Origin of the sequence: Chryseosolibacter indicum (genome assembly GCF_018598585.1) — a bacterium.
Taxonomy (GTDB): domain Bacteria; phylum Bacteroidota; class Bacteroidia; order Cytophagales; family Cyclobacteriaceae; genus Chryseosolibacter; species Chryseosolibacter indicus.
The window spans coordinates 136,060-150,132 of record NZ_JAHESD010000003.1; the positions used below are offsets into that span (position 1 = coordinate 136,060).

The window sequence follows — 14,073 nt, forward strand, 5'->3', positions numbered from 1 at the left end:
TAAGTTTACTGATACAACCGATATTGAGCATAGTTTATGGATTTACACGTCTATTCTCTTATTCTTTAAAATAACCCATATAACTACAGGGGCACCTATCATTGCTGTAATTGCATTAATAGGTAGTACCGAATTATTGCCGGGAAGCTGTGTAAGTATATCACAGAGCAAAAGTAAAATCGCTCCTCCTAATAATACTGCAGGAATTAATACCTTATGATTTGATGTGTTAATTACAAGCTTCACCAGATGAGGAACAGCAAGGCCGACAAAGGCAATAGGACCACAGAAAGCTGTTACGCCTCCCGTTAAAACAGATGCGGATAAGATAATAAAGAACCTTGATCTGTTGATGTCTATACCAAGGCTTCTCGCATACAAATCTCCCAGCAGCCAGGTGTTTAGAGATTTAATACTTGCAGACGCTATAATAATTCCAATGAATAATATGCTCGTTAATACCAGTAGCTCATTCCAGTTAAGTCCACCGAGGCTGCCGAATGTCCATAGCATATACGTCTGCATTTCTTCGGCTCTGCTTAAATACTGTAATACACTCACTATTGCCGAGGTGCCAGCACCAACCATTAATCCTATTATAAGTAATGATACGTTGTCCTGTAGTTTGCTTGAGAAAGCAAGCATGATTATAAATACAGATACACATCCAAGGCTTGCAGCAATAGCAATAGCCCATGGCGTACCAGTTGAGAAAAACGTAAAACTCACAGCGTTACTCATCAAGATCAATGAAACGGCCAGGCTTGCTCCTGAAGTTAAACCGAGTACATCGGGGCCAGCCAGCGGATTTCTAAAGAGCGTCTGCATTTGTAATCCCCCCAGTGAAAGATCACTTCCCGCTAAAACACAGGTAAAAGCTTTGGTCATCCTAAAATCCATTAGAATTGAAGTCCATATTGGGTTTTCAGCCTCCTGCAATAACAACATGCGGAAAATTGCTATTAAAGGAATATCTACGCTTCCAAAAGAAAGATTAATCAAAAACAAAAGAACAAGTATGAAGATTAAAAAGAACCATTTAAGGGTTGTTCCCATGTATCTTACTTTTATGAGCGGAATAAAAGGGCAAGTATAGGGTGATATAGGCAATTTGTGCTTAAATCCAAATTTATTCTATATGTTCATTTTAAGGATAAACATTACTTTGGACAATATGGCTCAACCAACAGAAAATCATGACAGCTCTATAGTTGAGGAATTAGACCAGATCGTTGAAAGCTTCACGGGAAAATAATCTTTTGCCGGTTTAAAGCATTGATATTTAAATAGTAAAACCGTATTTGATGATACTTTCCTTAAAAATTTTAGAGCCCACATTTGCTAACTAAAACTCTATTCCTATCTTTGCAGTCCTTTTTGCGCCAAGAATCATTTTGTTATGATCTTTGAGGTGCAGAAATCCTGAAAAACAGCATTTAAAGGTTTCAACCATGCCTGGCATTATAGGACGAAAAATAGGAATGACTAGCGTATACGGCCCACAGGGAGAAAGTATCGCCTGCACAGTGATCGAGGCCGGTCCTTGCGTAGTCACTCAAGTAAAAAACGAACAAACTGACGGTTATCGCGCTGTACAGTTAGCTTTTGGTGAAAAGAAAGAAAAAAACACCACGAAAGCTGAATTAGGCCATTTCAAAAAAGCCAACACAACCCCTAAGAGAGACTTAGTGGAGTTTCGTGATTTTGGCACTGAGTTCGAATCAATCGCAGAACTCGGTAAAGAAGTCCGTATACAGGATGTATTTGAAGAAGGCGATTTCATCGATGCAGTTGGTACTTCTAAAGGCCGCGGCTTCCAGGGTGTTGTAAAGCGCCATGGTTTTGCTGGGGTAGGAGGTCAAACTCACGGTCAGCATAACAGATTACGCGCACCCGGTTCTATGGGTAACGCCTCTTTCGCTTCACGTGTTATCAAAGGTAAGCGTCTTGCTGGCCGTATGGGTAATGCACGTGTTAAGCTTACCAACCTTCAAGTTGTAAAAATCCTTCCTGAACAAAATCTGATCGTGATCAGCGGTTCAGTTCCAGGAGCAAAGAATTCAACTGTAATCCTTCAGAAATAATGGAAGTAGCAGTATTAAAATACAGTGGTGAAAAGACCAGCAAGAAAGTCAATCTTGCAGATACAGTATTTGGTATAGAACCAAATGACCACGCAATCTATCTTGATGTGAAAAGCATTCAGGCTAACCAACGTCAAGGTACTCATAAGTCAAAACAGCGTAACGAAATCGCTGGTTCATCTAAAAAGATTAAGAAACAAAAAGGTACTGGTGGTGCTCGTGCGGGTAACATCAAAAATCCTCAATTCAAAGGTGGTGGACGTGTATTCGGTCCTGCTCCTCGTGACTATTCTTTTAAGCTGAATAAAAAAGTGAAGGATTTGGCTCGAAAGTCAGCTCTCTCCTATAAAGCAAAAGATAACGCAATAGCAGTATTAGAAGATTTCAATTTTGATTCTCCTAAGACTAAGCAATATGTTAGCTTGTTAAATGCCCTTTCATTAGGTAACAAGAAAACACTTTTGATCCTTTCTGAAAATAATAAGAACGTAGTTCTTTCAGGAAGAAACATTGAAAATGCAAAAATCACTACAGCAGATCAGGTTAACACCTACGATGTAATGCATGCTGATAACGTGATTTTTGTAGAAAGCGCAGTTAGCAAAATTGAGAACTTATTAAATAAAGAATAATGAGTATCCTAAAGAGGCCATTGGTTACGGAGAAAGTTTCTTCCTTAAACGAGAAAGGTAAATACGGATTTATCGTAGATGCTGAAGCGAACAAGGTAGAAATTAAAAAGGCCGTTGAAAAGCAATACGGTGTTAACGTAGAGAAAGTTAACACCATGAACGTAATGGGTAAATTAAAAACTCGTTACACTAAAGCTGGCGTACTAGCAGGACGCAAGCCTAACTATAAGAAAGCCATCGTAACCTTGGCTGAAGGTGAAGTAATTGATTTTTATAGCAACGTATAAAGGTTTATAATAATGGCGTTGAAGAAATTAAAACCGGTAACACCAGGAACCAGACATAGGCTGGCTACTTCCTTCGATGATATCACGACTAACAAGCCGGAGAAATCATTGGTAACAACCTTAAAGAAAACCGGAGGTAGAAATAGTGGCGGTAGAATGACTATGCGCTACATCGGCGGTGGTCATAAGCAGAAGCTCAGAGAGATTGACTTCAAACGTAACAAGTTTGGCATTCCTGCCACTGTTAAGTCAATTGAATATGATCCAACTCGCTCTGCACGCATTGCGCTCCTTTATTACGTTGACGGATCTAAGTCTTATATCATTGCACCAGAAGGATTAAAGGTTGGGCAGCAAGTTATTTCGGGGGCTGATGTAGCACCAGAAGTAGGTAATGCTCTTCCATTAACTAAGATTCCTGTAGGTACAATTATTCATAACGTTGAACTTAAGCCTGGTAAAGGTGGTGCATTAGCACGCTCTGCTGGAACATTCGTTCAATTGCTAGCACGTGAAAATGGTCTGGCAACGTTAAAAATGCCTTCAGGTGAGATGCGTAATGTGTTAGATGTTTGTATCGCAACAATCGGCGCAACATCAAATGCAGATCATATGAATGAAAGTGTAGGTAAGGCTGGTCGCTCTCGTTGGAGAGGTATCAGACCGCGTACACGTGCCGTTGCAATGAATCCTGTTGATCACCCTATGGGTGGTGGTGAAGGTCGTGCATCTGGTGGTCATCCTAGATCTCGTAAGGGGCTCTACTCAAAAGGTAAGAAGACTCGTCATCCGAATAAGTATTCAGATAATTTAATCATATCTAGAAGGAAAAAATAATGGGACGTTCGATTAAGAAAGGACCGTACGCAGATTTCCGTCTACTAAAGAAGGTAGAGACAGCAGAGAAATCTGGAAAAAAATCAGTGATCAAAACTTGGTCAAGAAGATCAACGATCACGCCTGAAATGATTAGCCATACCTTTGCAGTGCACAATGGTAATAAGTTCATTCCAGTTTATGTTACGGAAAACATGGTAGGGCATAAACTTGGTGAGTTTGCGCCTACACGTACTTTCCGCGGTCACTCAGGTAATAAGAAAGATAACGCTAAGTAATCATGGCAGAAGCTACAGCGAAAAAGACTAAAAAGTCAGTCTTAAAGAGAGAAAGACGCGATGCTAAAAAAGAGGCGGCAAAAACAGGTCCTGTTCTTGCCAAATTGGTAAACGTTCCTTCATCGCCTCGTAAAATGAGACTTGTTGCTGACCTTATCAGAGGTGAGCGTGTTAACAAGGCACTCAATATTTTGAAGTACGAGCCAAAAATTGGTTCACCTAAGCTTGAGAAGCTTCTGCTCTCAGCTATTGCTAACTGGGGAAATAAAAACCAGGATGCTAAATTAGAGGAAGCTGATCTTTACGTAAAAGATATTTGGGTAGATGGTGGTCGTCAGTTAAAAAGATTAAGACCAGCACCTCAGGGAAGAGCGCACCGTATCAGAAAGCGTTCTAATCACGTAACGCTGATCATCGACAGCTTAAATAAAATTGGTGCAGAAGTAGTAACAGAACAAGAAACTAAGGAATAATAATGGGACAAAAAATTAATCCTGTAGGCTTAAGATTAGGCATCGTACGCGGTTGGGATTCTAACTGGTACGGAGGAAACACCTTCTCAGATAAGCTTGTTGAAGATCATAAAATCAGAGAATACGTTTATGCACGTATTCCAAAAGGCGGCATTGCTAAAGTAGTTATCGAAAGGACCTTAAAGCGTATTACGCTCACCATTCACACTGCTCGTCCCGGTGTTGTGATTGGAAAAGGTGGTAACGAAGTTGATAAGATTAAAGAAGAATTGAAGAAGATCACTGGTAAGGATGTTCAGATCAATATCTTCGAAATAAAGCGCCCAGAGCTCGACGCAAAATTAGTTGGTGAATCTATTGCTCAGCAAATTGAAGCTCGTATCTCTTACAAGCGCGCTATGAAGCAGGCAATTGCTTCAGCAATGCGTGTAGGTGCTGAAGGTATCAAAGTGAAAGTTTCAGGCCGTCTAGCTGGTGCTGATATGGCTAGAACTGAACAATATAAAGAAGGTCGTATTCCATTGCACACACTTCGTGCAGATATCGATTATGCAATATCTGAAGCACAAACAGTATACGGTAAAATCGGTATCAAAGTGTGGATCTTCAAAGGTGAGGTTTATGGAAAACGTGATCTTTCACCAAATGTAGGCGCAACTGGCAATTCTTCTCAAGGAGGTCAAGGTGGTGGAAACCAACGCGAAGGAAGAAACGAGAGAGGTGGCGGGCGCAACAGAGGTGGCCGTGATGGCGGAAGACGCGGGGGCGACGGCGGAGGAAGAGGTCGTGGCGATAATCGTGGTGGAAACAGATAATTGAATTAGTAAGGACGTCCTCGACGTCTTAATTATAAAATAAACGTAACAATGTTACAGCCGAAACGAACCAAATTTAGAAAGACACAAAAGGGCCGTGTAAAAGGTATGGCTACTCGCGGGCATTCAATTGCCTTTGGATCTTTCGCATTAAAAGCATTAGAAGGCGGATGGATAACAGCACGTCAATTAGAAGCAGCTCGTATCGCTGTAACACGTGCTATGAAACGTGAGGGTCAGGTTTGGATTAGAATATTCCCTGATAAACCTGTAACACGTAAGCCTGCTGAAGTAAGGATGGGTAAAGGCAAAGGTGCTCCAGAATACTGGGTAGCTGTTATCAAGCCAGGAACGATCCTTTTTGAAGCAGGTGGTGTAAACTTAGCAACTGCAAAAGAAGCATTAGGTCTTGCAGAAGGTAAGTTGCCGATTAAAACAAAATTCACAGTAAGAAGAGACTACGTAGAATCATAAAAAGTCATGAAGAATTCTGAAATCAAGGCTCTGAGCGTAGCCGAGTTAAAAGACAAGATCAGCAGCGAAAAAGAAGCATTGCGCAAGTTAAAGTTTGCACATAGAATATCTTCTATTGAAAATCCTATGCGCATCAATTCAACACGTAAGTTGATCGCTAAATTAAGCACAGAACTAAGATCGAAAGAACTTCAAAAATAATTCCTATGGAAAGGAACGAACGTAAAGAAAGAGTCGGGAAAGTAATAAGCAACAAAATGCAGAAGACAATCACTGTTGCTGTTGACAGAAAGGTAAAACACCCGATCTACGGAAAATTTGTTAACAGAACTACAACGTTCAAGGCTCATGACGAGAATAATACCGCGGGTATTGGCGATACCGTACGTATTATGGAAACACGTCCTTTGAGCAAGGACAAGCGTTGGAGACTTGTTGAGATAGTAGAAAAAGCAAAATAAGAATTGCTTTATGCTTTCAGCTTTAAGCTTTTTGCTTCGAAAGGGCAGAGGCACAAAGCAAAAAGCAGAAGGTTGATAATAAAGGCAAACGAGATAAGATTTAAAGAATATGATACGCACCGAAACCAGACTTACTGTAGCCGATAATAGTGGCGCGAAAGAAGTGCTTTGTATGCACGTACTAGGTGGTACCCGTAAAGGTTATGCATCTGTAGGCGACAAAATAGTTGTTACTGTTAAGTCTGCTTTGCCAACAAGCCAGGTTAAGAAAGGAACTGTTTCCAAAGCTGTGGTTGTTAGAACCGTAAAAGAAGTTAGAAGAAAAGACGGATCATACATCCGTTTTGAAGATAATGCTGCTGTACTTTTAAATGCACAGGATGAGCCTCGCGGTACTCGTATTTTTGGACCAGTTGCTCGTGAGCTAAGAGAAAAGCAGTTTATGAAAATTGTATCATTGGCCCCTGAAGTTATTTAAGCCATGCAGAAAAAAAACACTAAGCAGCCTAAGCTGCATATCAAAAAAGGTGATACTGTAAAAGTAATCGCTGGTGATGATAAGGGTAAAGAAGGAAAAGTTCTTGATGTTATCCTTGATAAAAGACGTGCTGTTGTAGAAGGAGTAAATATTCACACAAAGCATGAAAAGCCTTCTGCTGGCAAACCTGAAGGTGGGATTAAAAAGGTAGAGGCTCCTATCCATGTGAGCAACCTGATGTTAGTTGATCCTGCTAGTGGTAAGACTACAAGAGTTGGAAGAAAGCTTAACGATAAAAGTAAGCTTCAGCGATATTCAAAGAAAACCGGAGAATTTATTAAGTAATGGCAACTCCAAGATTAAAGGACAAATACTCAAAAGAAATTGTCCCTGCTCTAAAGCAGAAATTCAATTACAAATCTGTTATGCAGGTACCTAAGATCGAGAAGATCTGCATTAATAAAGGTATGGGTATAGCTGTAACAGATAAAAAACTGATCGATGTAGCAGTTGAGGAAATCACTAACATCACTGGTCAGAAAGCTGTCGCTACTCGCTCTAAGAAGGCTATCTCTAACTTTAAGTTAAGAGAAAACATGCCAATTGGTGTGCGTGTGACCCTGCGCGGAGACAGAATGTACGAATTCATGGATAGACTTATGAATATCGCTTTGCCGCGTGTTCGTGACTTCCGTGGTGTAAGTGCAAAAGGATTTGATGGTCATGGAAATTATACGCTTGGCGTAAAAGAGCAAATCATATTTCCTGAGATCTCAATTGATAAGGTTAACAAAATTAGCGGTATGGATATTACCTTTGTTACTACTGCTAAAACTGACGAAGAAAGCTATGAGCTCCTGAAAGAACTAGGGATGCCATTTGCAAATAAACAATCATCATAACATGGCTAAATTATCTGTAATAGCTAGACAGGCAAAAAGAGAAAAGCTTGTAGCTGTAAAAGCAGCGAAAAGAAAGGCTTTGAAAGAAGCTGGTGATTATATCGGTCTGGATAAACTTCCTCGTAACGCTTCGCCGGTTCGTCTAAAGAACCGTTGTAAACTTACAGGTCGTCCAAGAGGATATATGGGTAAGTTCGGTGTATGCCGTAACATATTCCGGGAAATGGCCTCTGACGGCAAAATCCCTGGTTTAACTAAAGCTAGCTGGTAATCCTGATAGCTACGAACTTCGGGTCGCGGAGTTACGGGCAATTGGAAGCAGCGTTCTTTGCTGAAATCTAGCATCTGAATCAAGAAATATTGGTTGCTGAGTATCAAGGTCCGATTTGAAGATTTTCAATAGGAAACCAGATAACAGTTTGAATAATTAAAATTGTTCGATATCTTTGCAGCCCGGTTTTAAAAAAACACGGGCTTGCTTTTTAAATAAAGGAATAAGAAAATGACTGATCCTATAGCAGACTACTTAACCCGGTTGCGGAATGCCATAAAGGCCAACCACCGCGTGGTGGAGATCCCTGCTTCCAACCTTAAGAAAGAGATAACCAAAGTGTTATTTGATAAAGGTTATATCCTTAACTACAAGTTTGAGGATACACAAAATAACCAGGGCAGTATAAAGATTGCCTTGAAGTACAATCCTGAAACAAGAGAATCAGCGATTACAAGCCTTGAGCGGGTAAGTACACCTGGTCTTAGACAGTATGCGAGCGCATCAACAATGCCGCGCGTAATGAATGGATTAGGAGTAGCCATTCTTTCAACTTCCCGAGGTGTTATCACCGACAAGGAAGCTAGGAATATGAATGTTGGTGGTGAAGTTTTGTGTTACGTTTACTAATCCGATAAGCCATGTCACGTATAGGTAAAAAAGCGATAACAATACCCTCAGGAGTTACATTCAATTTTGCTAATAACAAAGTGAGTGTTAAAGGCCCAAAAGGTGAATTACATCAAGATATTGACCCTGACTTTAAGATTACGAAGCAGGAAGATGGCTCAATATTGGTCGAAAGACCTACAGATCAAAAGCGTCACAAGTCAATGCATGGATTATACAGAGCGTTGATCGCAAACATGATCGAAGGCGTATCTAAAGGGTATAAGACAAATATGGAATTGATCGGTGTTGGTTATAAAGCAACCGCCCAATCAAACGTGCTTGAACTTAGCTTAGGATATTCACATAACGTTTTCGTTGCAATTCCATCTGAAATTAAGGTTACAGCTACCCAGGAAAAGGGGGGTAATCCAACAATTTCTTTGGAAGGTAACGATAAGCAGTTGATTGGTCAGGTAGCAGCAAAGATAAAGTCACTTCGTAAAGTTGAACCTTACAAAGGAAAAGGTATTCGCTTCGTTGGTGAATTTGTTCGTAGAAAAGCTGGTAAGGCTGCTGCTAAATAATAAAATAAGTGATAAAAGTCCGTAAGGGCATTAAAAGCATCATAGATTAAGATAGACCTATGGCAGGCAAGAATAGAGAAAGACGCGCTAGAATTAAGTCCGGTATCCGGAAGAAAATCAGTGGAACAACAGAGAGACCAAGATTGTCAATCTTTAGAAGTAACACTGGCATCTATGCGCAAGTTATTGACGATGTAAAGCAAGTAACAATTGTTGCGGCTTCTACTATTGAGTTAGGAAAGAAAAATCTCAATCAGGAGAATGCTAAAGACACAGGTAAAAAAATAGCTGAAAAGGCCATTGCTGCAGGTGTTCAGTCAATTGTCTTTGATCGTAATGGTTACCTCTATCATGGCAATGTGAAAGCGTTTGCTGAAGGTGCCAGAGAAGGTGGTTTAAAATTCTAAAGAATAAGAGAAATTTAAAATATGTCTGTAAGCAATATCAGCACAGTAAAAGCTAGTGAAATCGACTTAAAAGAAAGAGTCGTTGCTATAGAACGTGTTGCTAAGGTGGTAAAGGGTGGTCGCAGATTCAGTTTTGCTGCCATAGTAGTTGTAGGCGATGGCAATGGCGTTGTAGGTTATGGTCTTGGTAAAGCCAACGAGGTAACTGATGCAATCACTAAAGGAATCGACGATGCGAAAAAGCACTTGGTGAAAGTTCCCATTATTAAAGGAACCGTGCCCCATGAGTCTATCGGTAAGTTCGGTGGTGGACTAGTATTGTTGAAGCCTGCTTCTCCTGGTACTGGTGTAATCGCCGGTGGTGCGATGCGCGCAGTATTAGAAAGTGCTGGAGTTCATAACGTACTAGCTAAGTCTAAAGGCTCATCAAATCCTCATAACGTTGTGAAAGCTACTTTTAAAGCTTTAACAGGAATGAGAGATGCTTATAGTATAGCAAGAAATAGAGGAGTGGCTTTGTCTAAAGTTTTTAACGGGTAAATTCCATGGCTAAAGTACAGATAACACAAACCAGAAGCACAATAAAGAGACCTGATACCCAGATCCGTACCATTAAAGCGTTGGGCTTAGGTAAGATTAATAGGTCAGTTGAGGTTGAGTTAACTCCTCAGATTGCTGGTATGATCAGAAAGGTAAATCATTTGATCACTGTAAAAGAACTTTAAAATGAAATTACATACACTAAAACCTGCAGAAGGTTCGGTAAGAACAAATAAAAGACTTGGACGTGGTCAGGGATCTGGAGGTTCAACTGCAGGTCGTGGTCACAAGGGTGCTCAATCAAGGTCGGGTTATCACGCAAAGCCTGGTTTTGAAGGCGGTCAGATGCCACTACAGAGACGTGTCCCTAAATTTGGTTTTAAGAATAATAATAAAGTATATTATAAAGCGGTTAATTTAGACGCATTAGAAACTTTAGCTGCTAAAAATAGTGGAGGAAACATAAGCCTTCAGTTTTTAATTGAGAACGGAATCGTTGGTAAAAACGATAAAGTTAAAGTTTTAGGAAGAGGAGAGTTAAAGTCAAAAATCAGCGTTGAAGCTCATGCGTTTTCAGCTACTGCAACAAAAGCAATTGAAACCGCTGGCGGATCAGCTACAATCGTGAAATAATGAAGCGTTTCTTTCAGACCATAAGGAACATTTTCTCAATCGAAGATCTTCGTGTAAGAATCCTCAATACAATAGGATTCTTAATCGTCTTCAGATTAGGATCTTATATTGTTCTTCCAGGTGTAGATCCTACCCACCCTAGCTTAGCAGGTGGCGGAGCTACGGAAGGTATTCTAGGCTTGTTAAATACATTCTTAGGCGGATCATTCAGCCGTGCTTCGGTTTTTGCATTGGGTATAATGCCTTATATCTCTGCATCAATTATTGTTCAGCTGTTAACTTTTGCAGTTCCTTATTTTCAGAAACTTCAAAAAGAAGGTGAGTCAGGGCGTAAACGTCTTAATCAGATAACTAGGGTACTAACAATATTTATTACCGGCTTCCAGGGATATGCTTACATCCGCGGAACTATCGACGCTGGTGCTATTATTGATCCGGGTTTCTTCTTCTTTTTCTCATCAATCACTACGCTTATAGCCGGAACAATGTTTTGTATGTGGTTAGGTGAGCGTATCACCGATAAAGGTATTGGTAATGGTATTTCAGTACTTATCATGATCGGTATTGTTTCTAGACTTCCTTTGGCTGTTTACGATGAAGCAGTTAACAACCGTGGAATGAATGGTGCACTGTTATTTATTATTGAATTGATTGTATTGTTTGCTGTGGTAATGGGGGTTATTATGCTTACTCAGGCGACACGCAGAATTCCTATTCAGTATGCAAAACAGGTAATAGGTAACAAGCTTTATGGTGGTAAGCGCGATTTCATACCATTGAAGTTAAATTCAGCTGGTGTTATGCCGATCATCTTCGCTCAGGCTTTAATGTTTATACCTGTATTGTTAGCTGGGCTTTGGAGAGATACTGAAGCAGGTGCTTATATCGGGTCAACATTTTCTGATCCTTATTCATGGCAGTACAGCCTTGTGTTTGCATCATTGATCTTGATCTTTACATTCTTTTATACAGCGATTACAATTAACTCTAATGATATCGCTGATAATTTGAAAAGAAACGGTGGTTTCGTTCCAGGTGTAAAACCAGGAAAGCAGACTGCAGAATTTATAGATACTGTATTGTCTAGAATAACATTGCCAGGTGCACTGTTTCTGGCAATCATTGCAATTCTGCCCTCGTTTGCTGTGAAAGCAGGAATTGGGCAGAACTTCGCTCAATTCTACGGTGGTACTTCTCTATTAATTATGGTTGGTGTTATTCTTGACACCCTTCAACAGATAGAAAGTTATTTACTGATGAGACATTACGAGGGCATGATGAAGTCAGGTAGAGTAAAAGGACGTTCTCAATTTGCTGCGGCCTAAAAGCTGAATGATTAACTTAAAAACGGAAGAAGAGTTAGTAATTATTCGTGAGTCGTCCCAGTTATTAGGGAAGGCACATGGAGAGATTGCTAAAAGAATTCAACCAGGTGTAAAGACAATTACACTGGATAAGTTAGCAGAGGAGTTTATCCGGGATAATGGAGGAATTCCTTCTTTTAAAAATTATCGTGGCTTTCCAGCGTCATTATGCATCTCAGTAAATGAGGTAGTAGTGCATGGATTCCCAGGGAGTTATGAACTAAAAGAAGGCGATATCATTTCTATTGATTGCGGTGTTCAGTTTAAGGGATACCATAGTGACTCTGCATATACCTATCCATTAGAGGGTGTAAAGAAGGAGGCGCTGCTGCTCTTGGAAAGAACTTATGATTCGCTTTACTTAGGCATTGCTCAAGCTAAAGCGGGTAACAGAATAGGAGATGTTGCTTTCGCAATCCAAAACTATGTAGAAAGCTTTGGATACGGAGTAGTGAGGGAACTTGTAGGTCATGGTGTTGGAAAGAAGCTTCATGAAGATCCTGAGGTTCCAAACTACGGTAAGCGAGGTAAAGGAATAAAGATAGTTCCTGGAATGGTATTCGCGATTGAACCAATGATTAATCAAGGAACCAAAAGTGTTGTTCAGGAACGTGATGGATGGACGATCCGCACAGCGGACAAGAAGCCTTCTGCCCATTTTGAGCATATGGTGGCCATTCACAAAGACAGGACGGAAATATTAACAACACACGAGTACATAGAAGAAAATTATAGCTATAAGTGGCGAAACAAAGGTCAATTGAGCAAGATGGAACTATAAGTGAAGCATTGTCAAATGCAATGTTTCGGGTAACTCTGGAAAATGGCCATGAGGTGCTGGCCCATATTTCTGGTAAGATGCGCATGAACTATATTCGTATTTTGCCGGGAGATAGAGTAAGGTTGGAGATGTCACCTTACGATTTAACAAAAGGAAGAATTGTATTCAGATATAAATAGATAGGGACTTCGTTGTCTCAACAAATTAAAAGAAAATGAAAGTTAAAGCATCCATAAAGAAGCGCAGCGCGGACTGTAAGATTATCAGACGCAAGGGCAAGTTGTATGTGATTAACAAGAAAAATCCAAGATATAAACAAAGACAAGGTTAACAGACTATGGCACGTATCGCTGGTGTAGATATTCCTGATAATAAAAGAGGTGAAATCAGCCTCACCTATATTTTTGGTATTGGCCGCAAGTCAGCCCAAAAAATTCTTAGCCAAGCCAATGTAGATTGGGACAAAAAGGTTAAGGAATGGAATGACGATGAGTCAAATGCTATCAGGGCAATTATTGCGGAACAATTCAGAATTGAAGGTGTTCTTAAGTCTGAGATTCAGTTAAGTATCAAGCGCTTAATGGATATTGGATGTTATCGTGGTCTACGTCATCGCAAAGGATTACCTGTGCGTGGACAAACTACGAAAAACAATGCGCGTACTCGTAAAGGTAAGCGTAAGACTGTAGCCAACAAGAAAAAGGCAACTAAAGGTTAATTGATATAAAGAGGTAAACTTTTCAATAATGGCGACTGCTGATAAGAGAAAAGATAAAGCAAAAAAAAGAGTAGTAAACGTTGAGGCTGTTGGTCAGGCTCATATCCAGGCTACCTTCAATAACATCATCATTTCGTTGACTAACACAACAGGACAAGTAATTTCCTGGGCGTCGGCTGGTAAAATGGGATTTAAAGGTTCTAAGAAAAACACACCTTATGCTGCTCAAACAGCCGCGCAGGAGTGTGCTACAAAGGCGTATGAGCTAGGATTGAGAAAAGTTGAAGTCTTTGTTAAAGGTCCAGGTGCTGGTCGTGAATCTGCAATCCGTACTATTCAAGGTGCAGGAATTGAAGTAACTGCAATTCGCGATGTTACTCCGCTTCCGCATAATGGATGCAGACCTCCAAAGAAAAGAAGAGTATAATAAGTTAAAATTTCT

At 40.2% G+C, this 14,073-nt stretch carries 27 protein-coding genes; 26 read left to right on the plus strand and 1 reads right to left on the minus strand.

Features of this window, described 5'->3' with window-relative positions:
• Positions 1-42 precede the first annotated feature (42 nt).
• On the minus strand, positions 43-1,056 hold the full coding sequence (locus tag KK060_RS02255) for an iron chelate uptake ABC transporter family permease subunit (RefSeq protein WP_254151775.1): 1,014 nt from the start codon (positions 1,054-1,056) through the stop codon (positions 43-45).
• A 395-nt stretch (positions 1,057-1,451) separates the two neighbouring features.
• Here KK060_RS02255 and rplC point away from each other — a divergent pair, with 395 nt between their 5' ends.
• The 26 genes from rplC (at position 1,452) to rpsK (ending at position 14,058) form a co-directional block, all read left to right on the plus strand.
• Positions 1,452-2,084: a 50S ribosomal protein L3 gene (gene rplC / locus KK060_RS02260; protein ID WP_254151776.1), complete on the plus strand. Its 633-nt coding sequence runs from the start codon at positions 1,452-1,454 to the stop codon at positions 2,082-2,084.
• Entirely contained in the window at positions 2,084-2,716 is a 633-nt protein-coding gene (gene rplD / locus KK060_RS02265) for a 50S ribosomal protein L4 (protein WP_254151777.1), read from the plus strand. The genes rplC and rplD overlap by 1 nt, the downstream gene beginning before the upstream one ends.
• The gene (gene rplW / locus KK060_RS02270) at positions 2,716-3,003 is read left to right on the plus strand and encodes a 50S ribosomal protein L23 (RefSeq protein WP_254151778.1); all 288 of its coding nucleotides are present in this window, start codon (positions 2,716-2,718) and stop codon (positions 3,001-3,003) included. The genes rplD and rplW overlap by 1 nt, the downstream gene beginning before the upstream one ends.
• Positions 3,004-3,015: 12 nt before the next feature.
• On the plus strand, positions 3,016-3,840 hold the full coding sequence (rplB, locus tag KK060_RS02275) for a 50S ribosomal protein L2 (RefSeq protein WP_254151779.1): 825 nt from the start codon (positions 3,016-3,018) through the stop codon (positions 3,838-3,840).
• Entirely contained in the window at positions 3,840-4,118 is a 279-nt protein-coding gene (gene rpsS, locus KK060_RS02280) for a 30S ribosomal protein S19 (protein WP_254151780.1), read from the plus strand. Before rplB ends, rpsS begins: the two co-directional genes overlap by 1 nt.
• A 2-nt stretch (positions 4,119-4,120) precedes the next feature.
• Positions 4,121-4,591, plus strand: coding sequence for a 50S ribosomal protein L22 (rplV, locus tag KK060_RS02285; RefSeq protein ID WP_302179988.1), 471 nt, complete (start codon positions 4,121-4,123; stop codon positions 4,589-4,591).
• A gap of 2 nt (positions 4,592-4,593) precedes the next feature.
• The gene (rpsC, locus tag KK060_RS02290) at positions 4,594-5,406 is read left to right on the plus strand and encodes a 30S ribosomal protein S3 (protein ID WP_254151781.1); all 813 of its coding nucleotides are present in this window, start codon (positions 4,594-4,596) and stop codon (positions 5,404-5,406) included.
• Positions 5,407-5,457: 51 nt separating this feature from the next.
• Positions 5,458-5,880: a 50S ribosomal protein L16 gene (gene rplP / locus KK060_RS02295; protein WP_254151782.1), complete on the plus strand. Its 423-nt coding sequence runs from the start codon at positions 5,458-5,460 to the stop codon at positions 5,878-5,880.
• Positions 5,881-5,886: 6 nt separating this feature from the next.
• Positions 5,887-6,081: a 50S ribosomal protein L29 gene (gene rpmC / locus KK060_RS02300; protein WP_254151783.1), complete on the plus strand. Its 195-nt coding sequence runs from the start codon at positions 5,887-5,889 to the stop codon at positions 6,079-6,081.
• 5 nt (positions 6,082-6,086) lie between these two features.
• A complete protein-coding gene (rpsQ, locus tag KK060_RS02305) occupies positions 6,087-6,341 on the plus strand; it encodes a 30S ribosomal protein S17 (protein WP_254151784.1) in 255 nt (84 codons plus the stop codon).
• A gap of 109 nt (positions 6,342-6,450) precedes the next feature.
• On the plus strand, positions 6,451-6,819 hold the full coding sequence (rplN, locus tag KK060_RS02310) for a 50S ribosomal protein L14 (RefSeq protein WP_254151785.1): 369 nt from the start codon (positions 6,451-6,453) through the stop codon (positions 6,817-6,819).
• Positions 6,820-6,822: 3 nt separating this feature from the next.
• Entirely contained in the window at positions 6,823-7,164 is a 342-nt protein-coding gene (gene rplX / locus KK060_RS02315; protein WP_254151786.1) for a 50S ribosomal protein L24, read from the plus strand.
• Positions 7,164-7,721: a 50S ribosomal protein L5 gene (gene rplE, locus KK060_RS02320; protein WP_254151787.1), complete on the plus strand. Its 558-nt coding sequence runs from the start codon at positions 7,164-7,166 to the stop codon at positions 7,719-7,721. The genes rplX and rplE overlap by 1 nt, the downstream gene beginning before the upstream one ends.
• Before the next feature lies 1 nt (position 7,722).
• Complete coding sequence (rpsN, locus tag KK060_RS02325; RefSeq protein ID WP_254151788.1) at positions 7,723-7,992, plus strand: 30S ribosomal protein S14; 270 nt, start codon at positions 7,723-7,725, stop codon at positions 7,990-7,992.
• A gap of 231 nt (positions 7,993-8,223) precedes the next feature.
• Positions 8,224-8,622: a 30S ribosomal protein S8 gene (gene rpsH, locus KK060_RS02330; RefSeq protein ID WP_254151789.1), complete on the plus strand. Its 399-nt coding sequence runs from the start codon at positions 8,224-8,226 to the stop codon at positions 8,620-8,622.
• 11 nt (positions 8,623-8,633) lie between these two features.
• Positions 8,634-9,188 carry a 50S ribosomal protein L6 gene (gene rplF / locus KK060_RS02335; protein WP_254151790.1) on the plus strand — a complete coding sequence of 185 codons (555 nt, stop codon included), beginning with the start codon at positions 8,634-8,636 and terminating at the stop codon, positions 9,186-9,188.
• A 59-nt stretch (positions 9,189-9,247) separates the two neighbouring features.
• Positions 9,248-9,595 carry a 50S ribosomal protein L18 gene (rplR, locus tag KK060_RS02340; RefSeq protein WP_254151791.1) on the plus strand — a complete coding sequence of 116 codons (348 nt, stop codon included), beginning with the start codon at positions 9,248-9,250 and terminating at the stop codon, positions 9,593-9,595.
• A 21-nt stretch (positions 9,596-9,616) separates the two neighbouring features.
• On the plus strand, positions 9,617-10,135 hold the full coding sequence (gene rpsE, locus KK060_RS02345) for a 30S ribosomal protein S5 (RefSeq protein ID WP_254151792.1): 519 nt from the start codon (positions 9,617-9,619) through the stop codon (positions 10,133-10,135).
• A 5-nt stretch (positions 10,136-10,140) separates the two neighbouring features.
• Complete coding sequence (gene rpmD / locus KK060_RS02350; protein WP_254151793.1) at positions 10,141-10,320, plus strand: 50S ribosomal protein L30; 180 nt, start codon at positions 10,141-10,143, stop codon at positions 10,318-10,320.
• Position 10,321: 1 nt separating this feature from the next.
• Entirely contained in the window at positions 10,322-10,768 is a 447-nt protein-coding gene (gene rplO / locus KK060_RS02355) for a 50S ribosomal protein L15 (protein WP_254151795.1), read from the plus strand.
• Complete coding sequence (secY, locus tag KK060_RS02360; protein WP_254151797.1) at positions 10,768-12,093, plus strand: preprotein translocase subunit SecY; 1,326 nt, start codon at positions 10,768-10,770, stop codon at positions 12,091-12,093. The genes rplO and secY overlap by 1 nt, the downstream gene beginning before the upstream one ends.
• Positions 12,094-12,100: 7 nt before the next feature.
• Positions 12,101-12,913, plus strand: a complete 813-nt coding sequence (gene map / locus KK060_RS02365) for a type I methionyl aminopeptidase (protein ID WP_254151799.1) — start codon at positions 12,101-12,103, stop codon at positions 12,911-12,913.
• Positions 12,874-13,092 carry a translation initiation factor IF-1 gene (gene infA / locus KK060_RS02370; RefSeq protein ID WP_254151800.1) on the plus strand — a complete coding sequence of 73 codons (219 nt, stop codon included), beginning with the start codon at positions 12,874-12,876 and terminating at the stop codon, positions 13,090-13,092. Before map ends, infA begins: the two co-directional genes overlap by 40 nt.
• Positions 13,093-13,127: 35 nt before the next feature.
• A complete protein-coding gene (ykgO, locus tag KK060_RS02375; RefSeq protein WP_079690082.1) occupies positions 13,128-13,244 on the plus strand; it encodes a type B 50S ribosomal protein L36 in 117 nt (38 codons plus the stop codon).
• Between the two features lie 6 nt (positions 13,245-13,250).
• Positions 13,251-13,631, plus strand: coding sequence for a 30S ribosomal protein S13 (rpsM, locus tag KK060_RS02380; RefSeq protein WP_254151802.1), 381 nt, complete (start codon positions 13,251-13,253; stop codon positions 13,629-13,631).
• A gap of 28 nt (positions 13,632-13,659) precedes the next feature.
• Positions 13,660-14,058: a 30S ribosomal protein S11 gene (rpsK, locus tag KK060_RS02385; RefSeq protein ID WP_254151804.1), complete on the plus strand. Its 399-nt coding sequence runs from the start codon at positions 13,660-13,662 to the stop codon at positions 14,056-14,058.
• Positions 14,059-14,073: the final 15 nt, after the last annotated feature.

Coding starts and splice junctions, on each gene's coding strand:
- secY (WP_254151797.1), top strand. CDS start 10,768: ATGAAGCGTTTCTTTCAGACCATAAGGAACATTTTCTCAATCGAAGAT.
- rplV (WP_302179988.1), top strand. CDS start 4,121: ATGGCAGAAGCTACAGCGAAAAAGACTAAAAAGTCAGTCTTAAAGAGA.
- rpsS (WP_254151780.1), top strand. CDS start 3,840: ATGGGACGTTCGATTAAGAAAGGACCGTACGCAGATTTCCGTCTACTA.
- rplF (WP_254151790.1), top strand. CDS start 8,634: ATGTCACGTATAGGTAAAAAAGCGATAACAATACCCTCAGGAGTTACA.
- rpsC (WP_254151781.1), top strand. CDS start 4,594: ATGGGACAAAAAATTAATCCTGTAGGCTTAAGATTAGGCATCGTACGC.
- rplX (WP_254151786.1), top strand. CDS start 6,823: ATGCAGAAAAAAAACACTAAGCAGCCTAAGCTGCATATCAAAAAAGGT.
- rplP (WP_254151782.1), top strand. CDS start 5,458: ATGTTACAGCCGAAACGAACCAAATTTAGAAAGACACAAAAGGGCCGT.
- rpsM (WP_254151802.1), top strand. CDS start 13,251: ATGGCACGTATCGCTGGTGTAGATATTCCTGATAATAAAAGAGGTGAA.
- rpsQ (WP_254151784.1), top strand. CDS start 6,087: ATGGAAAGGAACGAACGTAAAGAAAGAGTCGGGAAAGTAATAAGCAAC.
- rplB (WP_254151779.1), top strand. CDS start 3,016: ATGGCGTTGAAGAAATTAAAACCGGTAACACCAGGAACCAGACATAGG.
- KK060_RS02255 (WP_254151775.1), bottom strand. CDS start 1,056: ATGGGAACAACCCTTAAATGGTTCTTTTTAATCTTCATACTTGTTCTT.
- ykgO (WP_079690082.1), top strand. CDS start 13,128: ATGAAAGTTAAAGCATCCATAAAGAAGCGCAGCGCGGACTGTAAGATT.
- rpsH (WP_254151789.1), top strand. CDS start 8,224: ATGACTGATCCTATAGCAGACTACTTAACCCGGTTGCGGAATGCCATA.
- rpsN (WP_254151788.1), top strand. CDS start 7,723: ATGGCTAAATTATCTGTAATAGCTAGACAGGCAAAAAGAGAAAAGCTT.
- rpmD (WP_254151793.1), top strand. CDS start 10,141: ATGGCTAAAGTACAGATAACACAAACCAGAAGCACAATAAAGAGACCT.
- rpsK (WP_254151804.1), top strand. CDS start 13,660: ATGGCGACTGCTGATAAGAGAAAAGATAAAGCAAAAAAAAGAGTAGTA.
- rplO (WP_254151795.1), top strand. CDS start 10,322: ATGAAATTACATACACTAAAACCTGCAGAAGGTTCGGTAAGAACAAAT.
- rpsE (WP_254151792.1), top strand. CDS start 9,617: ATGTCTGTAAGCAATATCAGCACAGTAAAAGCTAGTGAAATCGACTTA.
- rplW (WP_254151778.1), top strand. CDS start 2,716: ATGAGTATCCTAAAGAGGCCATTGGTTACGGAGAAAGTTTCTTCCTTA.
- rplC (WP_254151776.1), top strand. CDS start 1,452: ATGCCTGGCATTATAGGACGAAAAATAGGAATGACTAGCGTATACGGC.
- rplD (WP_254151777.1), top strand. CDS start 2,084: ATGGAAGTAGCAGTATTAAAATACAGTGGTGAAAAGACCAGCAAGAAA.
- rplR (WP_254151791.1), top strand. CDS start 9,248: ATGGCAGGCAAGAATAGAGAAAGACGCGCTAGAATTAAGTCCGGTATC.
- map (WP_254151799.1), top strand. CDS start 12,101: ATGATTAACTTAAAAACGGAAGAAGAGTTAGTAATTATTCGTGAGTCG.
- rplE (WP_254151787.1), top strand. CDS start 7,164: ATGGCAACTCCAAGATTAAAGGACAAATACTCAAAAGAAATTGTCCCT.
- rpmC (WP_254151783.1), top strand. CDS start 5,887: ATGAAGAATTCTGAAATCAAGGCTCTGAGCGTAGCCGAGTTAAAAGAC.
- rplN (WP_254151785.1), top strand. CDS start 6,451: ATGATACGCACCGAAACCAGACTTACTGTAGCCGATAATAGTGGCGCG.